The 22176-nt window shown below is 71.6% G+C and carries 20 protein-coding genes and 3 tRNA genes; 17 read left to right on the top strand and 6 right to left on the bottom strand.

The genetic code is table 11. The annotated features are described in order from the left end of the window. Positions 1 to 29: 29 nt before the first annotated feature. Positions 30 to 161, bottom strand: coding sequence for a hypothetical protein (locus N8K70_RS14675; RefSeq protein WP_317139091.1), 132 nt, complete (start codon positions 159 to 161; stop codon positions 30 to 32). Between the two features lie 315 nt (positions 162 to 476). Here N8K70_RS14675 and N8K70_RS14670 point away from each other — a divergent pair, with 315 nt between their 5' ends. Further along, positions 477 to 1352: a hypothetical protein gene (locus tag N8K70_RS14670; RefSeq protein WP_317139090.1), complete on the top strand. Its 876-nt coding sequence runs from the start codon at positions 477 to 479 to the stop codon at positions 1350 to 1352. Positions 1353 to 1593: 241 nt separating this feature from the next. On the opposite strand, the gene N8K70_RS14665 is transcribed toward N8K70_RS14670, so the two are convergent. The 4 genes from N8K70_RS14665 to N8K70_RS14650 form a co-directional block, all read right to left on the bottom strand. Further along, positions 1594 to 2766 (bottom strand): Fic family protein, encoded by a 1173-nt coding sequence (locus N8K70_RS14665; protein WP_317139089.1) that lies wholly within the window; start codon positions 2764 to 2766, stop codon positions 1594 to 1596. Between the two features lie 446 nt (positions 2767 to 3212). Beyond that, a tRNA-Phe gene (locus N8K70_RS14660) sits at positions 3213 to 3285 on the bottom strand. Between the two features lie 77 nt (positions 3286 to 3362). Further along, positions 3363 to 3436 (bottom strand) — tRNA-Asp (locus N8K70_RS14655). A 44-nt stretch (positions 3437 to 3480) separates the two neighbouring features. Then, a tRNA-Glu gene (locus N8K70_RS14650) sits at positions 3481 to 3553 on the bottom strand. A 210-nt stretch (positions 3554 to 3763) separates the two neighbouring features. Here N8K70_RS14650 and N8K70_RS14645 point away from each other — a divergent pair. Then, a complete protein-coding gene (locus N8K70_RS14645; RefSeq protein WP_317139088.1) occupies positions 3764 to 5248 on the top strand; it encodes a peptidoglycan DD-metalloendopeptidase family protein in 1485 nt (494 codons plus the stop codon). Positions 5249 to 5310: 62 nt separating this feature from the next. Here the strand turns inward: N8K70_RS14645 and N8K70_RS14640 are convergent, their stop codons facing one another. Next, on the bottom strand, positions 5311 to 5847 hold the full coding sequence (locus tag N8K70_RS14640) for an inorganic diphosphatase (protein WP_317139087.1): 537 nt from the start codon (positions 5845 to 5847) through the stop codon (positions 5311 to 5313). A gap of 99 nt (positions 5848 to 5946) precedes the next feature. Between N8K70_RS14640 and tilS the strand changes: the two genes are divergently transcribed. The 15 genes from tilS to lysS all read left to right on the top strand — a co-directional run bounded on the left by tilS (position 5947) and on the right by lysS (position 22176). After that, positions 5947 to 6936 carry a tRNA lysidine(34) synthetase TilS gene (tilS, locus tag N8K70_RS14635; RefSeq protein WP_317139086.1) on the top strand — a complete coding sequence of 330 codons (990 nt, stop codon included), beginning with the start codon at positions 5947 to 5949 and terminating at the stop codon, positions 6934 to 6936. A 100-nt stretch (positions 6937 to 7036) separates the two neighbouring features. Then, complete coding sequence (locus N8K70_RS14630; protein ID WP_317139085.1) at positions 7037 to 8059, top strand: 3-oxoacyl-ACP synthase III; 1023 nt, start codon at positions 7037 to 7039, stop codon at positions 8057 to 8059. Beyond that, positions 8053 to 10728 carry an alpha/beta fold hydrolase gene (locus N8K70_RS14625; RefSeq protein ID WP_394357843.1) on the top strand — a complete coding sequence of 892 codons (2676 nt, stop codon included), beginning with the start codon at positions 8053 to 8055 and terminating at the stop codon, positions 10726 to 10728. Before N8K70_RS14630 ends, N8K70_RS14625 begins: the two co-directional genes overlap by 7 nt. Then, entirely contained in the window at positions 10725 to 11705 is a 981-nt protein-coding gene (locus N8K70_RS14620; protein WP_317139083.1) for an NAD-dependent epimerase/dehydratase family protein, read from the top strand. The genes N8K70_RS14625 and N8K70_RS14620 overlap by 4 nt, the downstream gene beginning before the upstream one ends. A 58-nt stretch (positions 11706 to 11763) precedes the next feature. Further along, a complete protein-coding gene (hpt, locus tag N8K70_RS14615) occupies positions 11764 to 12315 on the top strand; it encodes a hypoxanthine phosphoribosyltransferase (RefSeq protein ID WP_317139082.1) in 552 nt (183 codons plus the stop codon). 111 nt (positions 12316 to 12426) lie between these two features. Then, positions 12427 to 14433: an ATP-dependent zinc metalloprotease FtsH gene (gene ftsH / locus N8K70_RS14610; protein ID WP_317139081.1), complete on the top strand. Its 2007-nt coding sequence runs from the start codon at positions 12427 to 12429 to the stop codon at positions 14431 to 14433. Between the two features lie 10 nt (positions 14434 to 14443). Then, the gene (folE, locus tag N8K70_RS14605; RefSeq protein WP_317139080.1) at positions 14444 to 15055 is read left to right on the top strand and encodes a GTP cyclohydrolase I; all 612 of its coding nucleotides are present in this window, start codon (positions 14444 to 14446) and stop codon (positions 15053 to 15055) included. Continuing rightward, positions 15052 to 15843, top strand: a complete 792-nt coding sequence (folP, locus tag N8K70_RS14600) for a dihydropteroate synthase (protein ID WP_317139079.1) — start codon at positions 15052 to 15054, stop codon at positions 15841 to 15843. Before folE ends, folP begins: the two co-directional genes overlap by 4 nt. Before the next feature lie 4 nt (positions 15844 to 15847). Further along, positions 15848 to 16249, top strand: a complete 402-nt coding sequence (gene folB / locus N8K70_RS14595) for a dihydroneopterin aldolase (RefSeq protein WP_317139078.1) — start codon at positions 15848 to 15850, stop codon at positions 16247 to 16249. Further along, positions 16246 to 16782, top strand: a complete 537-nt coding sequence (gene folK, locus N8K70_RS14590; protein ID WP_317139077.1) for a 2-amino-4-hydroxy-6-hydroxymethyldihydropteridine diphosphokinase — start codon at positions 16246 to 16248, stop codon at positions 16780 to 16782. The genes folB and folK overlap by 4 nt, the downstream gene beginning before the upstream one ends. After that, complete coding sequence (locus tag N8K70_RS14585; RefSeq protein ID WP_317139076.1) at positions 16779 to 17264, top strand: DUF3180 domain-containing protein; 486 nt, start codon at positions 16779 to 16781, stop codon at positions 17262 to 17264. The genes folK and N8K70_RS14585 overlap by 4 nt, the downstream gene beginning before the upstream one ends. Beyond that, positions 17218 to 17925, top strand: coding sequence for a PH domain-containing protein (locus N8K70_RS14580; protein WP_317139075.1), 708 nt, complete (start codon positions 17218 to 17220; stop codon positions 17923 to 17925). Before N8K70_RS14585 ends, N8K70_RS14580 begins: the two co-directional genes overlap by 47 nt. Then, positions 17922 to 19610, top strand: a complete 1689-nt coding sequence (locus N8K70_RS14575) for a PH domain-containing protein (protein WP_317139074.1) — start codon at positions 17922 to 17924, stop codon at positions 19608 to 19610. The genes N8K70_RS14580 and N8K70_RS14575 overlap by 4 nt, the downstream gene beginning before the upstream one ends. 241 nt (positions 19611 to 19851) lie before the next feature. Next, the gene (locus N8K70_RS14570; RefSeq protein WP_317139073.1) at positions 19852 to 20559 is read left to right on the top strand and encodes a DUF2520 domain-containing protein; all 708 of its coding nucleotides are present in this window, start codon (positions 19852 to 19854) and stop codon (positions 20557 to 20559) included. 96 nt (positions 20560 to 20655) lie between these two features. Beyond that, positions 20656 to 22176 carry a lysine--tRNA ligase gene (gene lysS / locus N8K70_RS14565; RefSeq protein ID WP_317139072.1) on the top strand — a complete coding sequence of 507 codons (1521 nt, stop codon included), beginning with the start codon at positions 20656 to 20658 and terminating at the stop codon, positions 22174 to 22176.

Raw genomic sequence — 22176 nt, 5'->3', positions numbered from 1 at the left:
GACCTCCGAGCTCCGGCGGGCCATCCTCCTCAGGTCGCGTCGTTGGTGATCGCGTAGCCGGCGATGAGGACGACGCGGGAGCCCGCTGCGTGCACGTGGCCCGAGTTCCACAGGGCCGACTGGATGCTCGACCCCAGCGGGCAGGTGCATACATGTTCCACGAGAGGAACATTGATACACGTCTGATCTCACGACGAACGAGACTGCCGAGCGGCTCGGCCTGACGCGGCGGCGGGTTCTCGCGATGCTCCGCAGCGGCGAGTCGCGGGGACTGGGTATCGGCGATGTCTGGCTCGTCGAGCGCCAGTCCGTCTTCTCTCGTGAGCGTTTGGGGGGCAAGAGGGTGCCCGCTTGCGCCGAGCGCGTCGCGGGCAATCATCGACGCGCTCTCCGAGGGCACGCACCTCACGGGGCGGCACGCCGAGCTGGTGCGTTCGCGGGGTCCGGTGGCATTGGCGTCGTGGCTCGCTCGTGGCGTGGTCGTCGCCCGGTTCGCGTCGCGTGACGTGGAGGGCGCTGCTGCCCTGCTCAGCCCGACGGGGGAGAACGCGCTGGATCGAATCGTCGACGACTCCAGCGGCCGGCTCGCCGGGGCTCACCGTGAAGTCCACGGCGACGTGAAAGGTCTCACGCTCGACGAGCTGATGGACGAAGCGCTGTTGGTGCCGGCTGCCGAGGGAGTGGTCCATGTCTATCGGTTCCGTGATGTCGAGTTCCGCTGGGAAGGGACGCCGCGCGCTGGTCGCCGTCGATGCCGCGCGCAGCGCGCAGGCTCGTGTGCGAGCCGCTGGTCTCGACGCCCTGGATCGGATGAGGAGCGCATGGCTGGCCGCGCACACGTCATAGCCGTCCCCGGAGACGTCCAGCCGTGGCCTCCGATGTTCGAGATCGCTGAAGCGACACCGCCGGGGAGCTGGACCCTCGTTGGTGGGCTCATGGTCCACGTCCATGCGATCCGTGCTCGCGTCGAAGCGACGCGCCCGACCCGCGATGTCGACGTGCTGCGGAACATCGAGACGGCGGCGGTGTCTGCTGTCGCGGGTGCGCTTAGGGGCCTTGGCTTCGAAGCGCTCGGACCTTCGTGCGGGAATCCCGTGCACCGCTTCACGCGGGGTGACGATGTGGTCGACGTCGTGGTCGCACGGAACGTTCGTGCGCGTACGCGATGGCAGCTGCGCCCGCTGCTGCGATCTCCCGGGGCTGCGCAGGCGCTTCAGCGGCGTGACGCCGACACGATCGCGGCTGGTGCGCGTTCGACGTCGATGTGCCGGACTCGCTCGGCGCGACGGCAGCGGCGTATGCCGTCGATTCGCGGAACCCGGAACGGCACCTCAAGGGTGTCGCTGTCCTGAGTGCCGCTGCGGGGAACCCGCGATCGCTCGTCGTATCGTCGGGATGAAGACCCCCGGCGAACCGGGGGTTTCAGGTGGCGGCTCCGACGGGCATCGATCCCGTGACCTCCCGATTCTCAGTTGGACGCGGCGGGGTGGCGGGTGCCTGTCGGTCGCCGTTTGCCGCGCGATTCTGCGGAAATCGTCATGGTTGGTCGAGGGTGGTTTCCGTGGAGCTACCGGCACAGAACCGGCACGACGATCACTCTCCGGTGTATCTCATGGGCAGTTCGATGACCTCGAAGATCGCGGGGGAGTACCAGCGCTCGCGACCACCGCGGCCGTGGGTTCCGAGCGATCGAAGCCAGCCGCGCGTCTCGGCGTTCTTGATCAGGTTTCGCGCTCCCTGATTCGTTAGCTCAAGCACATCCTGCACGGACTTCACAGTCACGAAAGGGTTGCGCACGATGATGTCGACAAGTCGGGGCAGGCTCGAGCGCTCCTTGATTGCCTCCGAGTGGTAGCTCTCACGGATGGAGATGAGGCGTCGAGAGCGGGCGACGGCGTCGTCTGCCTGGGCGTGGACCGCATCGAGGAAGAACAGGAGCCAGCCCTCGACGTCGGCGTCCTCGCGCACCGCCTGCAGTCGCTCGTAGTATTCGTCGCGGTGTGTCTCGAAATAGTTCGAGAGGTAGAGCAGCGGCAGGGGGAGGCGTTTACGTTCCATGAGCAGGAGGTTGATGAGCAGCCGGCCGATCCTCCCGTTGCCGTCGAGGAACGGGTGGATCGTTTCGAACTGGTAGTGCATCAGCGCTGCCTGGATGAGCGCGGGGAGGCTGCGGCCGTCGTCGTTCACGAATCGCTCCCAGTCTGCGAGGAGGTCGCCGAGGTGCTGGGGCAAGGGCGGCACGAACGTCGCCTTGTCGGGGGTGGCTCCGGCGCGGCCGACCCACACGGGGGATCGCCGGAACTCGCCGGGTGACTTCTCCTCGCCGCGCACGCCGGTCAATAGCGTCTCGTGGACCTGGAGAATGAGGCGCTGAGTGATCGGGAGCGTTCCGGCAAGTTCGTACGCTTGCCAAGTCGCCTCGAGGTAGCGCTGCACTTCGGCGGTATCGTCGTTCCGCGCGTCGGCGTCCACTTCCGCTTGAAAGACATCGGAGAGCGACGCCTGCGTACCTTCGATGCGTGAACTGGCAAGCGCCTCGCGGCGAAGGTACGGGCCGATGAGGAGACTGGGGTCAGTGATGAGCATGCCGAGGCCCTGCAGGTGACCGAGGGCAGCATCCGCCTCCGATAGCGAGGCCACCACGGTGCTCGACAGCTCAAGCTGACGGGGGATGGGCTTGGGGAGATAGTAGACGAACGCGTCCTTCTTGCCTGGCTCGCGCGTGGCGCTGCCAAACGCGGAATCTACGAATCGAGTTGCATCCACCCCTTTAAACTACAACAGATGCATGCCTTCAGTTGGAGCGTGCGAGAGGTTGGGCAACTGCAGTTGGAGGGTGCAGCTAACGCTCCAGCAGGCTCTCGCAACAGTTGGAAGGTCAGCTTGGTTAGTCGTTTCGACGCGGCGCGCTCTCGCCTCTACGTCAAGCAGCGACACCTCGACTTCGGTAACTGCGGAGCCCTGGAGCTCGTGGGTCGAGTTTCCCTGCCTGATGTGGAACCCGCGGCCCACGGGACGGGGCTTCCCGTGGACCGCGGGTTCAGTCACTCCCACACGGTGATGACGATGTCTGCCGAGGAATCGTCGGATCTCGAGACCTGGATGGCGTCGAAGCCTCAGTGGACAACCGTAGGCACGTCACCGGCGAAAACCACCGCTGACCAGGAGAATCAAAGAAACCCCCGTGCGTAGAAGCCGCACGAGGGTCCCAGTGGCTCCGACGGGCGTCGATCCCGTGACCTCACGATTTTCAGTCGTGCGCTCTACCAACTGAGCTACAGAGCCGAGCGACGGCTGTCCGTCGCCTCCGACACGAAAGGCCTTCTCGACAGTGTGTGTCCGAGAAGGCCCGTCGCTTGGAGCGACCCTGACGGGACTTGAACCCGCGACCTCCGCCGTGACAGGGCGGCACGCTAACCAACTGCGCTACAGGGCCATACTTGTGCTTGCGCACACGATCTTCAATTGTATCAGCTCGTGTGACCCCAACGGGATTCGAACCCGTGCTACCGCCGTGAAAGGGCGGCGTCCTAGGCCGCTAAACGATGGGGCCGGGGTGAACCGCGGGCTCACGCTTGCCGACGATCCAGCATACGCAGACCACCGCGGAAAAACCAAACTCCTCCCGCGCGCCGGGCGTGCCGGAGCGGGGGTCCGGGGGAGGATGAGCCCCGTCCCCTCTGCTCTCGCGCAGAAATCAGACGTGGCGATTGAGGCGGATGTTGTTAGTGTTGCGTGTGTGACTCGCGTGGAGAAGGGTGTGATGGACGCCGTAGACGATTCCGCGGAGGCGTGCGACTGCGCCCCCACCGCCGCTGAGCGACGCGTCCTCTGGAACCCGATGTCGCGCCGCAGAGCGTTGGCCATCGGAGCCGTGCTCGGTGTCGCCGCGATCGGCGCGGTGACCGTGGCCAGCCCGTTCGGGTCGGCCGCCGTCGCGGCGACGTACAACCCCGACGACTACCCGTCATGGGCGGACGTCGAGAAGGCACGGAACGACGAGTCCGCCAAGGCCTCCGAAGTGACCCGCATCGAGAACCTCATCGCCGGTCTCAAGCAGCGCGTCGCCGAGACGCAGGCCGCCGCGGAGGCCGCGGCGGACGCCTACTACGAGGCGCAGCAGGCCTACTACCAGGCCGCCTACCGCGCGGACGAGCTCCAGAAGCAGGCCGACGAGCAGTCGGCGAAGGCCGACGAGGCCGCGCTCACCGCCTCGCGCCTCGCCGCTCAGCTCGCGCGTTCGGGCGGCGACGACACGTCCCTCGAGATCCTCTTCGCCGGCTCCTCCGAGAACGCGGACCAGCTGCTCACCCAGCTGGGGCAGATGGACAAGCTCATCGAGCGGAACGAGTCCGTCTACGCCCAGGCCGCCGCCGCGCGCGACTCCGCCCAGTCGCTCACCGACCAGGCGGAGGTCGCCCGTACCGAGCGCGACCGTCTTCAGAAGATCGCCGAGGAGAAGATGGCGGCCGCCCTGGAGGCGCAGCAGGCGGCCGAGGCCGCCCTCGCCGACCAGGAGGAGAACCTCATCACCCTCGAGGCGCAGCTCGCCGCCCTTAAGGACACGACCAGCAAGACGACGGCCGAGTACGAAGAGGGCGTCGAGGCGAAGCGCCAGTACGAGGAGCAGCTGCGCCGCGAGGCCGAGCAGCGCGCACGCGAGGAGGCGGAGCGTCAGCGCCTCCTCCTGCAGCAGCAGCAACAGCAGCAGCTCGAACAGCAGCAACAGCAACAGCAGCAGCAGCAGCAAGAGCAGAACAACAGCGGGGGCGGCGGTGGCGGCAACGAGGCCCCGGCCGACAACGGCGGCGGCACCACGCAGAACGGCTCCGGCGGATGGGTCCGGCCGAACAACGGCGTGCAGACCTCCGGCTACGGCTATCGCAGCCAGCAGTGCGGATCGAGCTACTGCTCCACGTCGTTCCACGCGGGCGTCGACCTCGCTCAGGGCTGCGGCTCGGCGATCTACGCCGCGCACTCCGGCACGGTCGTCTACTCCGGCTACAACGGCGGCTACGGCAACTACATCAGGATCGACAACGGCGACGGCACGGCCACCGGCTACGCCCACATCGTCGACGGCGGGCTGCTCGTGGGCAACGGCCAGTGGGTCGAGGCGGGGCAGCTCATCGCCCTCGAAGGGAACACGGGCAACTCGTTCGGATGCCACCTCCACTTCGAGGTGTACGTGAACGGCGCCACCGTGAACCCCATCGACTTCATGGCCGCGCGAGGCATCTGGGTCTGACCCCGAGCCGGGACGGAAGAGGGCCCGCCGGACGGCGGGCCCTCTTCGCGTGAGCGGATGTCTCAGGAGCGCGTGTCGGGCAGCTCGCCCTCGCCCTGCGTCTGGGTCCTGCCCTCTTCCTCCTCGAAGCGCGCATACGCCTCCGCGATGAGGCGCTCGGCCTCGGCGGCGCCGGCCCACTCGTCGACCTTCACCCACTTGTTCGGCTCGAGGTCCTTGTAGTGCTCGAAGAAGTGCGCGATCTCATTGCGGGTGTGCTCCGGGATGTCGTCGACGTCCTGGATGTGGTCCCACCGCGGGTCCTTCGCGAGCACGGCGACGACCTTGTCGTCGCCGCCGGCCTCGTCGCTCATCTTGAGCACGGCGACGGGGCGCACGGTGGCGCCGACCCCGGGGTAGACCGGGTAGTCGAGCAGCACGAGCACGTCGAGCGGGTCGCCGTCCTCGCCGAGGGTGTTGTCGAAGAAGCCGTAGTCGGTGGGGTAGCCGAACGTCGTGTACAGCACGCGGTCGAGGAACACGCGGCCCGTGCCGTGGTCGACCTCGTACTTCACGCGGCTGCCGCGCGGGATCTCGATGACTGCGTCGTACGCGCCCATGCGATTGTGTCCTCCGTGGTTGTGAATCTGACAGGTAAAACCCTAGCCGTGGGCCGGATGGGCGTGAGTCCTTCCGCCGCCCGGCGATAGCGTTGACGGGTGCTCTCCCCCGATGTCGCCGCCGTCCGGCTCGCCGTGCGCACGGCCCTCGCCCCGCTCGAGGGCTCCGATGCGACCGTCCTCGTGGCCCTCTCCGGCGGCCCCGACTCGCTCGCCCTCGCCGCGGCGACGGCGTTCGAGGCGCCGAGGCTCGGGCTCGGCGTCGCGAGCGCGACGATCGACCACGGCCTGCAGGCCGGCTCCGCGGATGTCGCCGCGCGTGCGGCGGCCCAGGCCCGGGATACCGGGATCGCGGAGGCGCGCACCGTCCGCGTCGAGGTGGCGGTCGGCGCCGGCCCCGAGGCCGCCGCCCGCGACGCGCGCCACGCCGCCCTGCGCGCGGTCGCCGCGGAGACGGGGGCCGCGGCCGTGCTGCTCGGCCACACCCTCGACGACCAGGCCGAGACCGTCCTGCTCGGCCTCGCCCGAGGCGCCGGCGCGGGGAGCCTCGCCGGGATGTCGCCGCACCGCCTCGACGAGCGCGGCCTCGCGTGGATCCGTCCCCTCCTGGCCATCCGCCGCGCCCAGACGGAGGCGTTCTGCGCCGCCTCCGGCCTGGAGGCCTGGAGCGACCCCCACAACCACGAGGAGCGGTTCTCGCGCGTGCGGGTCCGGCGCACCGTGCTCCCCCTGCTCGAGTCGGAGCTCGGCCCGGGCGTCGCGGACGCGCTCGCCCGCACCGCCGAGCAGCTGCGCGAGGACAACGAGGCGTTCGCCGACATGATCGACGAGACGATCGAGGACATCGTCGAGCACGTCGACGCGGGCATCGCGATCTCGGTCTCCGCGCTCGCGGCGAACCCGCCCGCCCTGCGGCACCGGATCATCCGGCACGTCGCGCGGAGCGAGTTCGGCGCGAGCCTGACGCGCACGCAGACCCTCGAGGTCGCCCGCCTCGTCTCCGGCTGGCGGGGCCAGGGGCCGATCGACCTGCCCGGCTTCACCGCCGCGCGCGAGGCGGGGCTCATCCGGCTCGTCGCCCGCTCCTGAACGCGCGACACGACTCATATGGACCTCGGCGCATACTCGAGCGCATAAGATCGTCGTTTCAGACGGGCACGGAAGTCGGCTCGTTCCGTACGGAGGTCACGTGCCCGGAAATGCGACCACACGCTTCCACAACGTCGCGCTGCTGTCGGTCACGAGCGAGCTGCCCAGCCGCGTGACCACATCCGACGAGATCGAGGGCCGCCTCGCGTCCGCCTTGAAAAGGGTGCGCCTGCAGACGGGCCTCCTGCGCCGGGTCGCGGGCGTCCTCGAACGCCGCAACTGGGCCGAGGGCGAGTCCTCCGACGACGCGACGATCGAGGCGGGCAGGCGCGCGCTTGCGGAGGCGGGCGTCGACGCGTCCGAGGTCGGGCTGCTCGTGAACACCTCGGTGACCCGCAAGCACCTCGAGCCCTCGGTCGCCGTGCGGCTGCACCACGGGCTCGGGATGCCCACCTCGGCCGTCAACTTCGACGTCGCGAACGCCTGCCTGGGCTTCCTCAACGGGATGAGCCTGGCGGCGAGCATGATCGAGTCGGGGCAGATCCGCTACGCCGTCGTCGTGAACGGCGAGGACGCCGACGACATCCAGGTGAACACCGTCAACCGGCTCCTCCGCTCCGACATCGACCGCGAGAGCTTCATGAGCGAGTTCGCCTCCCTCACGCTCGGCTCCGGCGCCGCCGCCGCCGTCCTCGGCCGCGCGGACGAGCATCCGGACGGGCACCGCATCCTCGGCGGCGTCACACGCGCCGCCACGCAGTTCCACGAGCTGTGCGTCGGCAGCGTCGACGGCATGTTCACCGACGCGCGGGCGCTGCTCAAGGGCGGCCTGGAGCTCGTCGTCTCCGCGTGGAGGGAGGCGTCGTCGGAGTGGAGCTGGACGTCCATGGACCGCTACATCACGCATCAGGTGTCGTCCGCGCACACGAACGCGATCGTCGAGGCGGCGTCGCTCGACCGCTCCCGGGTCCCCGTCACGTACTCGCGCTACGGCAACGTCGGGCCCGCCTCGATCCCCATCACGCTCGTCGAGGAGAGCAGCACGCTCGCGAAGGGCGACCGCGTGCTGCTCATGGGCGTGGGCTCGGGGCTCAACACGGCCATGATGGAGATCGCCTGGTGACGGAGCCCGCATCGCACCTGCCGTCCGGCCTCCCCGGGCTGGATCCTCGCTTCAGCCGCCTCGTGACGGTGGAGGGGCGCGCAGCGGACGAGGGCGCGCACCGCACCTGGCACTACCTCGACACGGCCGACGAGCTCGCCCGGATCGGCGTGCCCGCCGTGGGCACGATCCTCGCCGTCCACGGCAACCCCACGTGGTCGTACCTGTGGCGCGAGGCCCTGGCCGCGTCGGTGCGGCTGGCCGAGGAGGGCGGCCCCGCGTGGCGCTTCGTCGCGGTCGATCAGCTGGAGATGGGATGGTCCGAGAGGACCGCGGTGCACCGTCCGCTTCCGCAGCGCACCTCGGACCTGGCCGCGTTCGCCGACGCCCTCGGGATCGACGGGCCCGTCGTGACGCTCGGCCACGACTGGGGAGGCGCCGTCTCGCTCTCCTGGGCGGCCGACAACCCCGACCGCCTGGCGGGGGTCGTCCTGCTGAACACGGCGGTGCACCACCCGGAGGGCGTGCCCATCCCCGCGCCGCTCCGGCTCGCGGGGGCGCGCGCCGTGCTCGCCACGGCGACCACGCGCACCGCGGCGTTCCTCGAGACCACCCTGGCGCTCGCCTCGCCGCCGCTCGAGCCGTCCGTCAAGGACGCGTACCGCGCGCCGTACCGCACCGCCGCGCGCCGGCGCGGCATCGGTGGGTTCGTCGCGGACATCCCCGCCCATGCCGGTCACGAGAGCCACGCCGAACTGCAGCGGATCGCCACGGGGGTCGCGGGGCTCGCCGTCCCCGCGCTGATCCTCTGGGGTCCGAAGGATCCCGTGTTCTCCGACCGCTACCTCGACGATCTCGTCCGGCGCCTTCCGCATGCCGACGTCCACCGTTTCGAGGGCGCGGGGCACCTCGTCGCCGAGGATCGTCCGTACGCCGACGCGATGGCCGCCTGGCTGGTCCGGCACCGGGAGCGCCTGGCGGCTCCGCACGCACGGGAGCACGCCGGCGTGCCCGATCCCGCCGAGGCCGCCGTCGCTCCGGAGGGCTATGCCCCGCTGTGGGCCGCGCTCGAGGCGCGACGCGACGACGACACGACGGCGGTCGTCGACATGGCGCGGCGTTCCGGCGGCGTGCCGCGCCGGGTGAGCTGGCGGCTGCTGGACGACCGGGTCCGCAGCATCGCCGCGGGGCTCCACCGCATCGGCGTGCGCCGGGGCGACCGCGTGTCGCTGCTCGTCCCTCCGGGGGCGACGCTCACGGCGGCGATCTACGCCTGCCTGCGCATCGGCGCCGTGGTGGTCGTCGCCGACGCCGGGCTCGGCGTGCGGGGGCTCACGCGCGCGGTCCGCGGCGCGTGGCCGGCGTACATCATCGGCGAGCGCGCCGGGCTCGCCGCGGCGCGCGTCCTGGGATGGCCGGGTGTGAGGATCTCCGCGCCGGCGCTCACGGGAGCCGCGCGACGCGCGCTCGGCGTGTCGCACACGCTCGCGGAGCTGGCCGAGCTCGGCGCGGGCGCCGTCCTGCCCGCAGCGCCCGCTCCGGACGAGCGGGCCGCCGTCCTGTTCACCTCCGGCTCGACGGGGCCCGCCAAGGGCGTCGTCTACACGCACGGCCAGCTGTCGGCGCTGCGCGACACCCTCGCGGCGCACTTCCAGGTGACGCGCGAGAGCGGCCTCGTGACGGGCTTCGCGCCGTTCGCCCTCCTCGGCCCCGCCTTCGGGACCCTGTCTGTGACCCCCGACATGGACGTCTCGGCGCCGCGCACGCTCACCGCCCGAGCGGTGGCCGCGGCGGCTCGAGAGTCGGATGCGGAGATCGTCTTCCTCTCGCCCGCCGCGATCCTCAACGTCGTCGCCACGGCGGGGGAGCTCACGGCGCCGGACCGGGAGGCGCTCGCCCGGGTCCGGACCTTCCTGTCCACGGGAGCGCCCGTCGGCCGGGCGCTCCTGGAGTCGACGAACGGCATCATGCCGCACGCGGTCGCACACACCCCGTACGGCATGACCGAGTGCCTGCTCGTCACCGACATCACGCTCGACGGCATCCGCGCCGCCGAGACGGCTCCCGACCGCGGCGTCTGCGTGGGAACCCCCATCGGCGAGAACCGCGTGCTCGTCAGCGCCCTCGACGCGGACGGCGCCGCGACGGGGTCGCCGTCCGGGGAGCCGGGCGTCCTCGGGGAGGTCGTCGTCTCGGCGCCGCATCTCAAGCACGGCTACGACCGGCTGTGGCTCACCGACCGGGAGGCCGCCCGCGACCTGCCGCAGGACGGAGGCCGCTGGCACCGCACGGGAGACATCGGGCACCTCGACGCGCAGGGGCGCCTGTGGGTCGAGGGGCGGCTGCCGCACGTCATCGTCACCGCCGACGGGCCCGTCGCCCCCGTCGGGCCCGAGCAGGAGGCCGAACGGCTCGGCGCCGTGCGCCGTGCGGCCGTCGTCGGCATCGGGCCGCACGGACTGCGCCAGGCGGTCGCCGTCGTGGAGACGCTCCCGTCCACGACGCGGCCCGGCCTCGCCTCGCCGGATCTCGCGGCGGACGTCCGGCGCGCCGTGAGCCTGCCGCTGGTCGCCGTCCTCGCCGTCCCGCAGCTCCCGACCGACATCCGTCACAACTCGAAGATCGACCGCACCCGTCTCTCCGGCTGGGCCGAGGGCGTCCTCGGGGGCGGAAGGCCCGTGGCGCCGTGATCGTCGTCGTGACCGGGGCATCCGGCTTCCTCGGGCGCGCCGTCGCGGGGGAGCTCATCGCGGCCGGCCATGAGGTGCGCACGCTCCAGCGGCGGCCGTCGGGCGTCGAGGGGGCGCAGGACGTCCTCGGCTCCGTGACGGACCCGGCACACGTCGGCCGGGCGGTCGCGGGCGCGGAGGGCGTCGTCCACCTCGCCGCCAAGGTCTCGCTCGCGGGCGACAGGTCGGACTTCCGTGCCGTCAACGTCGAGGGCACGCGCGTGCTCCTCGACGCCGCGGCACAGGCCGGCGTCCGCCGCTTCGTGCAGGTCTCGTCGCCGTCCGTGGCGCACGCCGGGTCCGCCCTCGCGGGGGTCGGCGCCGAGCCGGCGTCGCCGGAGCGGGCACGGGGCGACTACGCGCGGACGAAGGCCGAGGCCGAGCTCCTCGCGCTCTCGCGCGACACCGCGTCGACGAGGGTCGTCGCGGTGCGGCCCCACCTCGTGTGGGGCCCGGGCGACACCCAGCTCGTCGGGCGGATCGTCGAGCGCGCCCGGCGCGGGCGCCTTCCGCTCCTCGACGGCGGCACGGCGCTCATCGACTCCACCTACGTCGACAACGCCGCCTCGGGGATCGTCGCGGCCCTCGACCGGACGGAGCAGGCCCACGGCCGCGCCTACCTGCTGACCAACGGCGAGCCGAGACCCGTCGGCGAGCTGCTCGCCGGCATCTGCCTCGCCGCGGGAGTCCGTCCGCCCGCGTGGAGCGTCCCCGCGGGGCTGGCGCGCGCGGCGGGATCGGTCGTGGAGCGCGTCTGGGCCGTCCGCCCGGGCGCCGACGAGCCGCCCATGACGCGCTTCCTCGCCGAGCAGCTGTCCACGGCGCACTGGTTCGACCTGCGCGACACCCGCCGCGACCTCGCCTGGTCGCCGTCGGTCTCGATCGACGAGGGCCTCTCGCGTCTCGCGGCGCACCACCGATCGCGCCTCGGCGCCTGACGGGGGCCGGACGCGCGGGCGGGAAGAGCGCACGGCCGCGGAACGTAGGATGGCATCCATGCGTGCTGCGGACATCGCCGGTGACATCGATCGCGTCCTCGTCACCGAGGAGGAGATCCAGGCCAAGCTCCGTGAGCTCGCCGCCCTCGTCGAGCGGGACTACGAGGGCAAGAAGCTCCTCCTCGTCGGCGTGCTCAAGGGCGCCGTGATGGTCATGGCCGACTTCATGCGATGCCTCACGCGCGACGTCGTCATGGACTGGATGGCCGTGTCGAGCTACGGGTCGAGCACGAAGTCGAGCGGCGTCGTGCAGATCCGCAAGGATCTCGACACCCCGCTCGAGGGCCATCACGTCCTCATCGTCGAGGACATCATCGACTCCGGCCTCACCCTCAGCTGGCTCCTGAGCAACTTCGCCTCCCGCGGCGCCGAGTCGATCGAGGTGCTCGCCCTGCTGCGCAAGCCCGACGCCGCGAAGGTCGAGATCGACTGCCGCTACCTCGGCTTCGACATCCCCAACGAGTTCGTGGTCGGATACGGCCTCGACTACGACGAGCACTACCGCAACCTCCGCGACGTCGCCGTGCTCGCGCCGCACGTCTACGCCTGAGCGGCCGCCCCGTACGCCGTGGGCGAATCCCAGAGGGCGCATAGTCGCACCGGGGTAGCCTGAGACGATCAAACGCGCTTGTCGCGTCGACGGGAGGAAGACACCTCAGGTATGGACGTCAAGAAGCTCACTCGCAACCCGCTGATCTACATCCTGCTGGTCGGCGTGCTGCTCATCGTCGGTTTCACGCTCATCTCCAACCTGGGTGCGCCCAAGCAGATCTCCACGCAGGACGGCCTGGAGCTGCTGAACGGCGACACCGTCTCCGAGGTGCTCATCACGGACGGCGACCAGCGCGTCGACATGCACCTGAGCGAGGCGTACGAGGGCGCGACCGACGTGCAGTTCTACTACGTCTCCGCGCGCGCCGACGAGGTCGTGGAGGCCGTCGACGCCGCGGCGCCTGCCGACGGGTACGACGACGCCGTGCCGCGTGCGACGATCTGGGACAGCCTGCTGTCGCTGGCGATCCCGATCCTCCTCCTGGGCCTGCTCTTCTGGTTCCTCATGTCGAGCGCGCAGGGCGGCGGCCGCGGCGTCATGCAGTTCGGCAAGTCGCGCGCGAAGCTCACGAACAAGGAGCATCCCGACGTGACGTTCGCGGATGTCGCGGGCTCGGAGGAGTCCGTCGAGGAGCTGCAGGAGATCAAGGAGTTCCTGAAGGATCCCGCGCGCTTCCAGGCGGTCGGCGCCCGCATCCCGAAGGGCGTGCTGCTGTACGGCCCTCCCGGGACGGGCAAGACGCTGCTCGCCCGCGCGGTGGCCGGCGAGGCCGGCGTGCCGTTCTACTCGATCTCGGGATCCGACTTCGTGGAGATGTTCGTCGGCGTCGGAGCGAGCCGCGTGCGCGACCTGTTCAACCAGGCCAAGGAGAGCTCCCCCGCCATCATCTTCATCGACGAGATCGACGCCGTCGGCCGTCACCGCGGCGCCGGGATGGGCGGCGGGCACGACGAGCGCGAGCAGACGCTCAACCAGATGCTCGTCGAGATGGACGGCTTCGACCCGAAGGTCAACGTGATCGTCATCGCGGCGACGAACCGCCCCGACATCCTCGACCCCGCTCTGCTGCGTCCCGGCCGCTTCGACCGCCAGATCGGCGTGGACGCCCCCGACCTCAAGGGGCGCGTGCAGATCCTCAAGGTCCACAGCCGGGGCAAGCCGCTCGCCGACAACGTCGATCTCGAGGTCGTCGCGCGCAAGACGCCGGGCTTCACGGGCGCGGATCTCGCGAACGTGCTCAACGAGGCCGCGCTCCTCACGGCGCGCTCGAACGCGCAGCTCATCGACGACCGGGCGATGGACGAGGCGATCGACCGCGTCATCGCCGGTCCCCAGCGCCGCACGCGCGTCATGAAGGACAAGGAGAAGCTCATCACGGCCTACCACGAGGGCGGCCACGCCCTCGCCGCGGCGGCGATGCGCTACTCCGACCCCGTCACGAAGATCACCATCCTCCCCCGCGGCAAGGCGCTCGGCTACACGATGGTGCTGCCGCTCGAGGACAAGTACTCCGTCACCCGCAACGAGCTGCAGGACCAGCTCGCGTACGCCATGGGCGGCCGCGTCGCGGAGGAGATCGTGTTCCACGACCCCACCACGGGTGCGTCCAACGACATCGAGAAGGCCACGAGCATCGCCCGCAAGATGGTCACCGAGTACGGCATGACCACCGCCGTCGGCCCCGTCAAGCTCGGCGGATCGAGCGGCGAGGTCTTCATGGGCAAGGACATGGGCCACGGGCGCGACTTCTCGGAGCGCGTCGCGGAGCATGTCGACGGCGAGGTGCGCGCGCTCATCGAGCAGGCGCACAACGAGGCCTACGAGGTCATCAACGCGAACCGCGACATCCTCGACAAGCTCGCCCTCGCGCTCCTCGAACACGAGACGCTCGACCACGTCCAGATCGAGCAGATCTTCCAGGACATCGAGAAGCTGCCCGAGCGCCCGCAGTGGCTGTCGTCGAGCGACCGGCCGGTGTCGGCGCTTCCGCCCATCGACGTGCCGAGCAAGCGACCGCTCGACGGCATCGCGGCGAGCGCCGCGGCCGAGCAGCCGTCCTCCTCGCAGGCGACGACGCGACCGGCGACCGGCCGCGCCCGGCCAGCGACGGCGTGACGGACGGCGCGTGACCGTCGACCGGGAGCGCGTCGCGCACCTCACGCGCGAGCTGCTCGTCGCGATCGGAGAGGACCCCGATCGCGCAGGGCTGCGGCAGACGCCGCATCGCGTGGCCGACGCCTACGCCGAGTTCTACGCGGGGCTCGGGCAGGATCCGGCCGAGCCGCTCTCGCACACGATCAGCGTCAGCCGCGGCCCCGCTCCCGACACGCTCCCGTCGGGGGCGGTGCTGCTGCGCGGCATCCGGTTCCGCTCGATGTGCGAGCACCATCTCCTGCCCTTCGCCGGGCACGCGCACATCGCGTACCTCCCGGGGGAGGAGGTCGTCGGGCTCGGCGCGCTGCCGAAGGTCGTCGACGTCCTCGCCGCGCGCCCGCAGGTGCAGGAGCGGCTCGGCGAGCAGATCGCCGACGCGATCGACGGCGCCATCGACACACGCGGCGTCCTCGTCGTCCTCGACGCCGTGCACCAGTGCGTCACGATGCGCGGCGGGCGGCAGAGCGACAGCTCCACGGTGACGATCGCCGCGCGGGGGGAGCTCGCCGAGCCCGCGGCGCGCGGCGAGATCGTCTCGCTCATCGCCCTCGGCGGAGGCGTCTCGCCGGAGGAGGCCGGATGACCTCGATCTGGGGCATCGTCAACGTCACCCCCGACTCGTTCTCGGACGGCGGGGATCACTTCACGGCGACGGAGGCGATCGCGCACGGCCGGGGCCTGCTGCGGGACGGCGCGACGGTCGTCGACGTCGGGGGCGAGTCGACGCGGCCCGGCGCCGAGCCCGTCGGCGCGAGCGAGGAGATCCGCCGCGTGATCCCCGTCGTCCGGGCGCTCGCCGAGGACGGCGCGGTCGTGAGCGTCGACACCTACCGGGCGGAGACGGCCGCGCTGGCGGTCGCCTCCGGCGCCGCGATCGTCAACGACGTGTCGGGGGGCCTGGCCGACCCGGACATCCTCCGTGTCGCGGCGGACGCCGGGGTGGACATCGCCCTCGGCCACTGGCGCGGGCCGTCCGCCGACATGTACGCGCAGGCGTCGTACGAGCGCGTCGGGCGCGAGGTCGCGTCCGAGCTCGCCGCCCGCGCCGACGCGGCGATCGCGGCAGGCGTCGCGCCCGATCGGATCATCCTCGACCCCGGCGTCGGGTTCGCCAAGCGCGGCGCGCAGAACTGGGCGCTGCTGCGCGAGCTCGACGACGTCCTGGCGCTCGGCCACCGCGTGCTCGTCGGCACGTCGCGCAAGCGCTTCCTCGGCTCGGCGCTCGGCGAGGGCGCATCCCTTCCGCGTCGCGACCTCGCGACGGCCGTCACGAGCGTGCTCGCCGCGCAGGCGGGGGCATGGGGCGTGCGCGTGCACGACGCGGCGGCGACGCGGGATGCGCTCGCCGTCGCGCGGGACTGGCAGGGTTGAGGCCATGCATCCTCTCGACCTCATCGAGCTGACGGGGCTCACCGCCTTCGGACGCCACGGCGTCTTCGCGCACGAGCGCGAGGAGGGGCAGGAGTTCACGGTCGACCTGCGGCTCTCGCTCGCGACGGCGCGCGCCGCCGAGACGGACGACGTCGCCGACACCGTGCACTACGGCGAGCTGGCCGAGAAGGTCGTCGCGATCGTCTCGGGGGAGCCCGTCAACCTCATCGAGACCCTCGCGCACCGCATCGCCGACGCCGTGCTCGAGGACGAGAGGGTGATCTTCGCGGCCGTGACGGTGCACAAGCCGCACGCTCCCATCCGGGCGCCGTTCGCGGATGTCTCGGTGACCGTGCACGGGAGCGTCCGCGAGCGCGTCGAGGCCTTCAACCGGAGCCTCGAATGAGCCGCGACCTGGCGAAGCCGCTGGGCGATCCGCCCGTCCGCGATCGCCGCCATCCCGTGACGGCCGTCGTCGCCCTCGGCGCGAACCTCGGCGACCGCTCCGGCACGCTCGACGCGGCCGTCCGCGAGCTGGAGCGGCTGCCCCTGACGGAGCGCGTCGTGTGCTCGGCGCCCGTCGAGACGATCGCGGTCAAGCCCGAGGGCCCGGACGAGACCGCGCCGGCGTATCTCAACGCGGTCGCGCTCGTGACGACGCGGCTCGCGCCGACCGTGCTGCTCGGCTTCCTGCAGGCGATCGAGGAGCGTCATGGCCGCGTGCGCCGCGAGCGGTGGGGGGACCGGACCCTCGACCTCGACCTCATCGCCTACGGAGACGTCGTCTCCGACGACCCGGCGCTGACGCTCCCGCATCCGCGCGCGGGGGAGCGCGCCTTCGTGCTCGCGCCCTGGCTCGACGTCGACCCCGAGGCGGTGCTCCCGGGGCGCGGACGCGCGGACGCCCTGCTCGCCGCGCTGGGAGAGGAACCACGATGACGCGCACGAGCCCGCTCACCCTCCTCGTCGCGGCCGTGATCGGCGGCGGCGCGGGCTACCTCCTCGACCACGTCCTCACCTCGGCGGGCCGGCCGACGTTCGCCCCCGCCCTCATGCTGCCCGTCCTGCTCGTGCTGCTGGGCGGCCTCTGCCTCGCCCTCGCGTGGCCCGTCCGCCGCTCCCTCCAGGACCCGGAGGCCCCGCGCGTCGATCCGTTCCGCGCGCTGCGCATAGCGATGCTCGCGAAGTCGTCGAGCATCCTCGGCGCCGTGGTCGGAGGAGCCGCGCTCGGTCTCCTCCTCTACGTCTTCACCAGACCGGTCGCCCCCGCGCTAGGGTCGGTGGGGACGATCATCGCGACGGCGGTCGCGGGAGCACTCCTCACAGTCGCGGCGCTGATCGCCGAGCATTTCTGCACGCTGCCGAAGGATCCTGATGAGCGACAGCCCGATGACCCCGCAGCCGGGCTCGAACCCCGCTGACCCGCCGCTGACCCGCGCCGCGGCACGCGCAGGCCTCCCGCCCGTGCCGGAGCGGCCCGTGCCGCCGCAGGGGTCGGCGCCGACGACATCCGGGGAGCCCGCCGCCTCCGCGGCGGAGGTGCCGCAGCCGTCCGCTCTCGACGAGGGCACGTACACGGCCATCCGCGAGCCGCGACGGAGCGGCGGCCTCGCGCTCGACGGGACCTGGCACCAGATCTCGCCGAAGTACGTCGTCTCGCAGTTCGTGCAGAACGCGATCTTCCTCGTCGTCGTCGTCGCGGCGGCTGCGGCCGTCTGGGCCTTCACGGACGGGCAGCTCTGGATCTGGATCGTTGCCGGCGCGATCGTGCTCGTCACGGTCGCGTCCCTGGTCGTCCTCCCTCGCCAGGCCCGCGCGCTCGGCTACATGCTGCGCGCCGACGACATCGTCTTCCGCAAGGGCATCCTGTGGCAGCGGATGGTGGCCGTCCCGTATGGCCGCATGCAGCTCGTCGACATCACGCACGGCCCCATGGACCGGGCGTTCGGCATCTCCAAGCTCAAGATGGTGACCGCGGCGGCGACCACCGGTGTCGAGATCCCCGGCATCGGCCAGCAGGCGGCGGAGGCGCTGCGCGACACCCTCATCGACGTCGCCGAGACGCGCAGGACCGGTCTGTGACCGCGCAGCCGCCCGTTCCGCCGGAGGCGCCCGTGCTCCCCGGCGGCGGATCGTCGTCGCTCGCGGACGGCGCGTGGCACCGGCTGCATCCGCTGACGCCGCTCTTCAAGGGCGGGCTCGCGCTCATCATCGTCGCCGGCGTGGTCCTCAGCAGCATGCGGGACCGCCTGATCTTCTGGGCGGTGGCCCTCTTCACGCCGGACGAGGCGCACGTCGAGGACTACGGCGGGGGAGACCCGCTCGACTGGGTCCTCGCGAACAACCTCGCCCTCGCCGCGCTGCTCTGGACGCTCGGCGTCGTCGTCGTGCTGGTCCTCCTGTTCTGGTTCGTCTGGCGGTTCCAGCAGTTCCGCATCACGGACGAGCACGTCGAGGTGCGCAAGGGCATCGTCTTCCGCTCTCACCGGCGCGCGCCGCTCGACCGCGTGCAGGGCGTGAACCTCACCCGTCCCTTCCCCGCACGCCTCATCGGGATGGCCAAGCTCGAGGTCGTCGGAGCGGGCGCCGACGCCAACGTGGCGCTGGAGTATCTCGCCACGAGCCGCGCAGAGTCGGTGCGCGGAGACATCCTGCGTCTCGCCTCCGGAGCCCGCGCGGCGCGCGAGGCGGCGCGCAGCGGCGTCGCGGCGCCGGCGCCGGGGGTGCGCGAGCAGTTCGTCGGCAACCTCAACGAGGGGGTCAGCGGCCTCATCGACGGCGTCGACCTGACGGACGTCGCGCCCGAGAGCGTCGTGAAGATCCCCGCCGGTCGCCTCATCGGGTCGCAGGTCATCAGCGGCGTGCTGTGGCTGGCGTTCTTCGGCGTGATCCTCGCCGTCTTCGTCGTGGCGATGCTGCCGCTGGCGCTCTCCAACGAGGACGGCGACGGCTTCCTCGTGCTGCTGGGCGCGGGGTTCGGCGTGGGCATCCCCCTGGTGCTCGCCGCCGTCGCGATCACCTGGGCGCAGATCTCGAAGTCGCTGAGGTACGCCATCGCCCCCACCCCCGACGGCGTGCGCATCACGTACGGACTGCTCACGACCGTGACCGAGACGCTGCCGCCGGGGCGCATCTTCGCCGTGGAGGTGTCGCAGTCGCTGCTCTGGCGTCCGTTCGGATGGTGGACGGTCAAGATCAACCGGATGTCGGGGAAGAGCGCCGCGGCGCAGCAGTCCAGCGGCGCGCAGCAGTTCAACGTCGTGCTGCCCGTCGGCAAGCGCGAGGACGTCGAGCGCGTGCTCGCCCTCATCCTGCCGGACGCGCCCGTCGCCGACGTGCCCCTCGTGTGGGAGCACGGGATCCTCGGGCCGACCGACTCGGACCCGTATCGCACCATCCCCGCCCGCGCGTGGTGGCGTCGGCCCGTGTCGTGGCGACGCCACGGCTATGCGATCACCGAGTTCGGGCTGCTGCTGCGCCGGGGACGGATCTGGCGCAAGCTCGCGATCTTCCCGCTCGCGCGGCTGCAGGGCGTCTCGATCGCTCAGGGCCCGGTCGACCGGCTGCAGCGCGTCGCCTGGGGTCAGGCGCACACCGTGGCCGGGCCGATCTCGGGGCAGATCGTGGGGCTGGAACGCGAGGACGCCGTCGCGCTGCTCGAGCAGACGAGCCGAGGAGCCGTGGAGGCCGCCTCCCGCGACCACACCCACCGCTGGGGCCAGTACGCGCCGCAGCCGGTCGCTCCCTCCGCCGTGCCGCAGGCCTGACGGCGTCGTCCGACCGCTGTCGCGGCGTTCGTCGGTGCCGAAGTCCGTTCTCACGCCCGAATAACGGCACGTCCGCACCAACGAGCGGGATGGGCGGGGGAGGATCGGTGCGGAAGGGCGGGTATGAGTCCTCATAGCGGCACTTCGGCACCAATGAGCGGGACGGGCGGGGGAGCCGTCGTCGGCTCGGCCGCGTGCGCGGGATGACCATGCGGGGATCGATTCGCGTAGGGTCGAGCGCGTGCGACGCGACGGACGACTCGGAGTGGGGATCATCGGCGCGGGCCGGGTGGGCCCCGTGATCGGCGCGGCGCTGGCCGGCGCCGGCCACGCGATCACGGGCATCACGAGCAGCTCGGACGACGAGCGCGCCTCGGCCGTGCTGCCGGATGCGCCCGTTCTGGACGCGCCGGAGGTCATCCGCCGCAGCGAGCTCGTGATCCTGGCCGTGCCGCGGTCGGAGCTGCCGGGTCTCGTCGCCGGGCTGGCCGAGGTGGGGGCCTGGCAGCTGGGACAGCTCCTGCTGCACACCGACGCCTCCTACGGCATCGACGTGCTGCGGCCGGCCGCGGAGAAGGGCGCGATCCCGCTGGCGGTGCATCCCGCGATCACGTTCACCGGGACGACCATGGACCTGCGCCAGCTCGCGGCCGCCTACGCGGCGGTCACCGCGCCCGCGCCCGTGCTGCCGATCGCGCAGGCGCTCGCGGTGGAGCTCGGCTGCGAGCCCGTCGTCGTGGACGAGGCGGATCGCGCCGCCTACGCGGAGGCGATCGAGACGGCGTCGGAGTTCTCCCGGCAGATCGTGCGCCAGGCGACCGGCCTCCTGCGCGGCATCGGCGTGGAGAACCCCGGCGGCTACCTCTCCGCGCTCGTCCGCTCCACGGTCGACGAGGCGCTCACCGAGGCGACCCCGGCGATTCCCGACCTGCCGCCCGACCCCGACTGACCGCCGTCCGGCGGCGGGACGGCGGGGACGGGCACGGCGGGGACGCCGGGATGCGCTGACTAGACTTGTCGGCAGACTTTCCTGAGGAGCCCCCGCATGCCTGAAACGCCCGTCGAGAACGCCGTCGAGACGCCCGAAGAGGACATCTTCGAGCAGAAGGCGGTGCGTCTCGCGAAGCGCGAGCGGCTGATCGCCGAGCGGGACACCGCGGCGGGCGGCGCGTATCCCGTGAGCGTGCCCGTCACGACGACCATCCCCGCCCTGCGCGCGGAGTACGGCGACCTCGAGGCCGGCGCCGAGACGGGCGTGACCGCGGGCGTCGCCGGCCGCGTCGTCTTCAGCCGCAACACGGGCAAGCTCTGCTTCGCGAGCCTGCAGGCCGGGGACGGCTCGCGCATCCAGGCGATGGTGTCGCTCGCGAACGTGGGCGAGGAGTCGCTCGCGCAGTGGAAGGAGCTCGTCGACCTCGGCGATCATGTGTTCGTCTCCGGTGAGGTCATCTCGAGCCGCCGCGGCGAGCTGTCGATCATGGTGAGCGGATGGCGGGTCGCGGCCAAGGCCGTGCTGCCGCTGCCGAACCTCTACACCGAGCTGAGCGAGGAGGGGCGCGTGCGCAGCCGCTTCCTCGACCTCATCGTGCGCGACCAGGCGCGCCAGACGGTGCGCGCCCGGGCGAGGGTCAACGCGAGCCTGCGCGCGACGTTCGACGCCCACGACTTCGTCGAGGTGGAGACGCCCATGCTCCAGGTGCAGCCGGGAGGCGCGACGGCCCGCCCGTTCATCACACGCTCGAACGCCTTCGACACCGAGCTGTATCTGCGCATCGCGCCCGAGCTCTACCTCAAGCGCGCCGTGGTCGGAGGCATCGACCGGGTCTTCGAGATCAACCGGAACTTCCGCAACGAGGGTGCGGACTCCACGCACAGCCCCGAGTTCGCGATGCTCGAGGCCTACCAGGCCTACAGCGACTACAACGGCATCGCCGACCTCACGCAGGAGCTCGTCCAGTACGCCGCCGTCGCGGTCGCGGGAGACACCCGGGTGACGTGGGCGGACGGCACGGAGTACGACCTCGGCGGCGACTGGGACCGTGTCTCGATGTACCCGTCGCTGTCGGAGGCCGCGGGCGTCGAGGTGACCCCAGAGACGCCGTTCGACGCGCTCCTGAAGCTCGCGGAGGCGAGCGGCGTCGACGTCCCCCCGCACGCGACGCACGGCAAGCTCGTCGAGGAGCTGTGGGAGCACTTCGTGAAGCAGCACCTCACGCGCCCGACCTTCGTCATGGACTTCCCGCTCGACACGAGCCCGCTCGTGCGCGAGCACCGCACCGACCCGGGCGTCGTGGAGAAGTGGGACCTGTATGTGCGCGGCTTCGAGCTCGCGACCGGCTACTCCGAGCTCGTCGACCCCGTCATCCAGCGGGAGCGCTTCGTCGAGCAGGCGAAGCTCGCCGATCGAGGCGACGACGAGGCCATGCGCATCGACGAGGAGTTCCTCCGTGCGCTCGAGCACGGCATGCCTCCCACGGGCGGGATGGGCATGGGGATCGACCGTCTGCTCATGGCGATCACGGGTCTCGGCATCCGCGAGACGATCCTCTTCCCGCTCGTGAAGTAG

The sequence above is a fragment of the Microbacterium sp. AB genome, assembly GCF_032878875.1.
Classification (GTDB): Bacteria; Actinomycetota; Actinomycetes; order Actinomycetales; family Microbacteriaceae; genus Microbacterium; species Microbacterium betulae.
The sequence above is the reverse complement of the archived record's forward strand: the minus strand, read 5'-3'. Positions and strand labels throughout refer to the sequence as shown.

Bases quoted from the DNA above. Each gene is read 5' to 3' on its own strand.
- N8K70_RS14645 (WP_317139088.1), top strand. From the start codon at position 3,764: ATGGACGCCGTAGACGATTCCGCGGAGGCGTGCGACTGCGCCCCCACC.
- N8K70_RS14640 (WP_317139087.1), bottom strand. From the start codon at position 5,847: ATGGGCGCGTACGACGCAGTCATCGAGATCCCGCGCGGCAGCCGCGTG.
- hpt (WP_317139082.1), top strand. From the start codon at position 11,764: ATGCGTGCTGCGGACATCGCCGGTGACATCGATCGCGTCCTCGTCACC.
- ftsH (WP_317139081.1), top strand. From the start codon at position 12,427: ATGGACGTCAAGAAGCTCACTCGCAACCCGCTGATCTACATCCTGCTG.
- folP (WP_317139079.1), top strand. From the start codon at position 15,052: ATGACCTCGATCTGGGGCATCGTCAACGTCACCCCCGACTCGTTCTCG.
- folB (WP_317139078.1), top strand. From the start codon at position 15,848: ATGCATCCTCTCGACCTCATCGAGCTGACGGGGCTCACCGCCTTCGGA.
- folK (WP_317139077.1), top strand. From the start codon at position 16,246: ATGAGCCGCGACCTGGCGAAGCCGCTGGGCGATCCGCCCGTCCGCGAT.
- N8K70_RS14585 (WP_317139076.1), top strand. From the start codon at position 16,779: ATGACGCGCACGAGCCCGCTCACCCTCCTCGTCGCGGCCGTGATCGGC.
- N8K70_RS14580 (WP_317139075.1), top strand. From the start codon at position 17,218: ATGAGCGACAGCCCGATGACCCCGCAGCCGGGCTCGAACCCCGCTGAC.
- lysS (WP_317139072.1), top strand. From the start codon at position 20,656: ATGCCTGAAACGCCCGTCGAGAACGCCGTCGAGACGCCCGAAGAGGAC.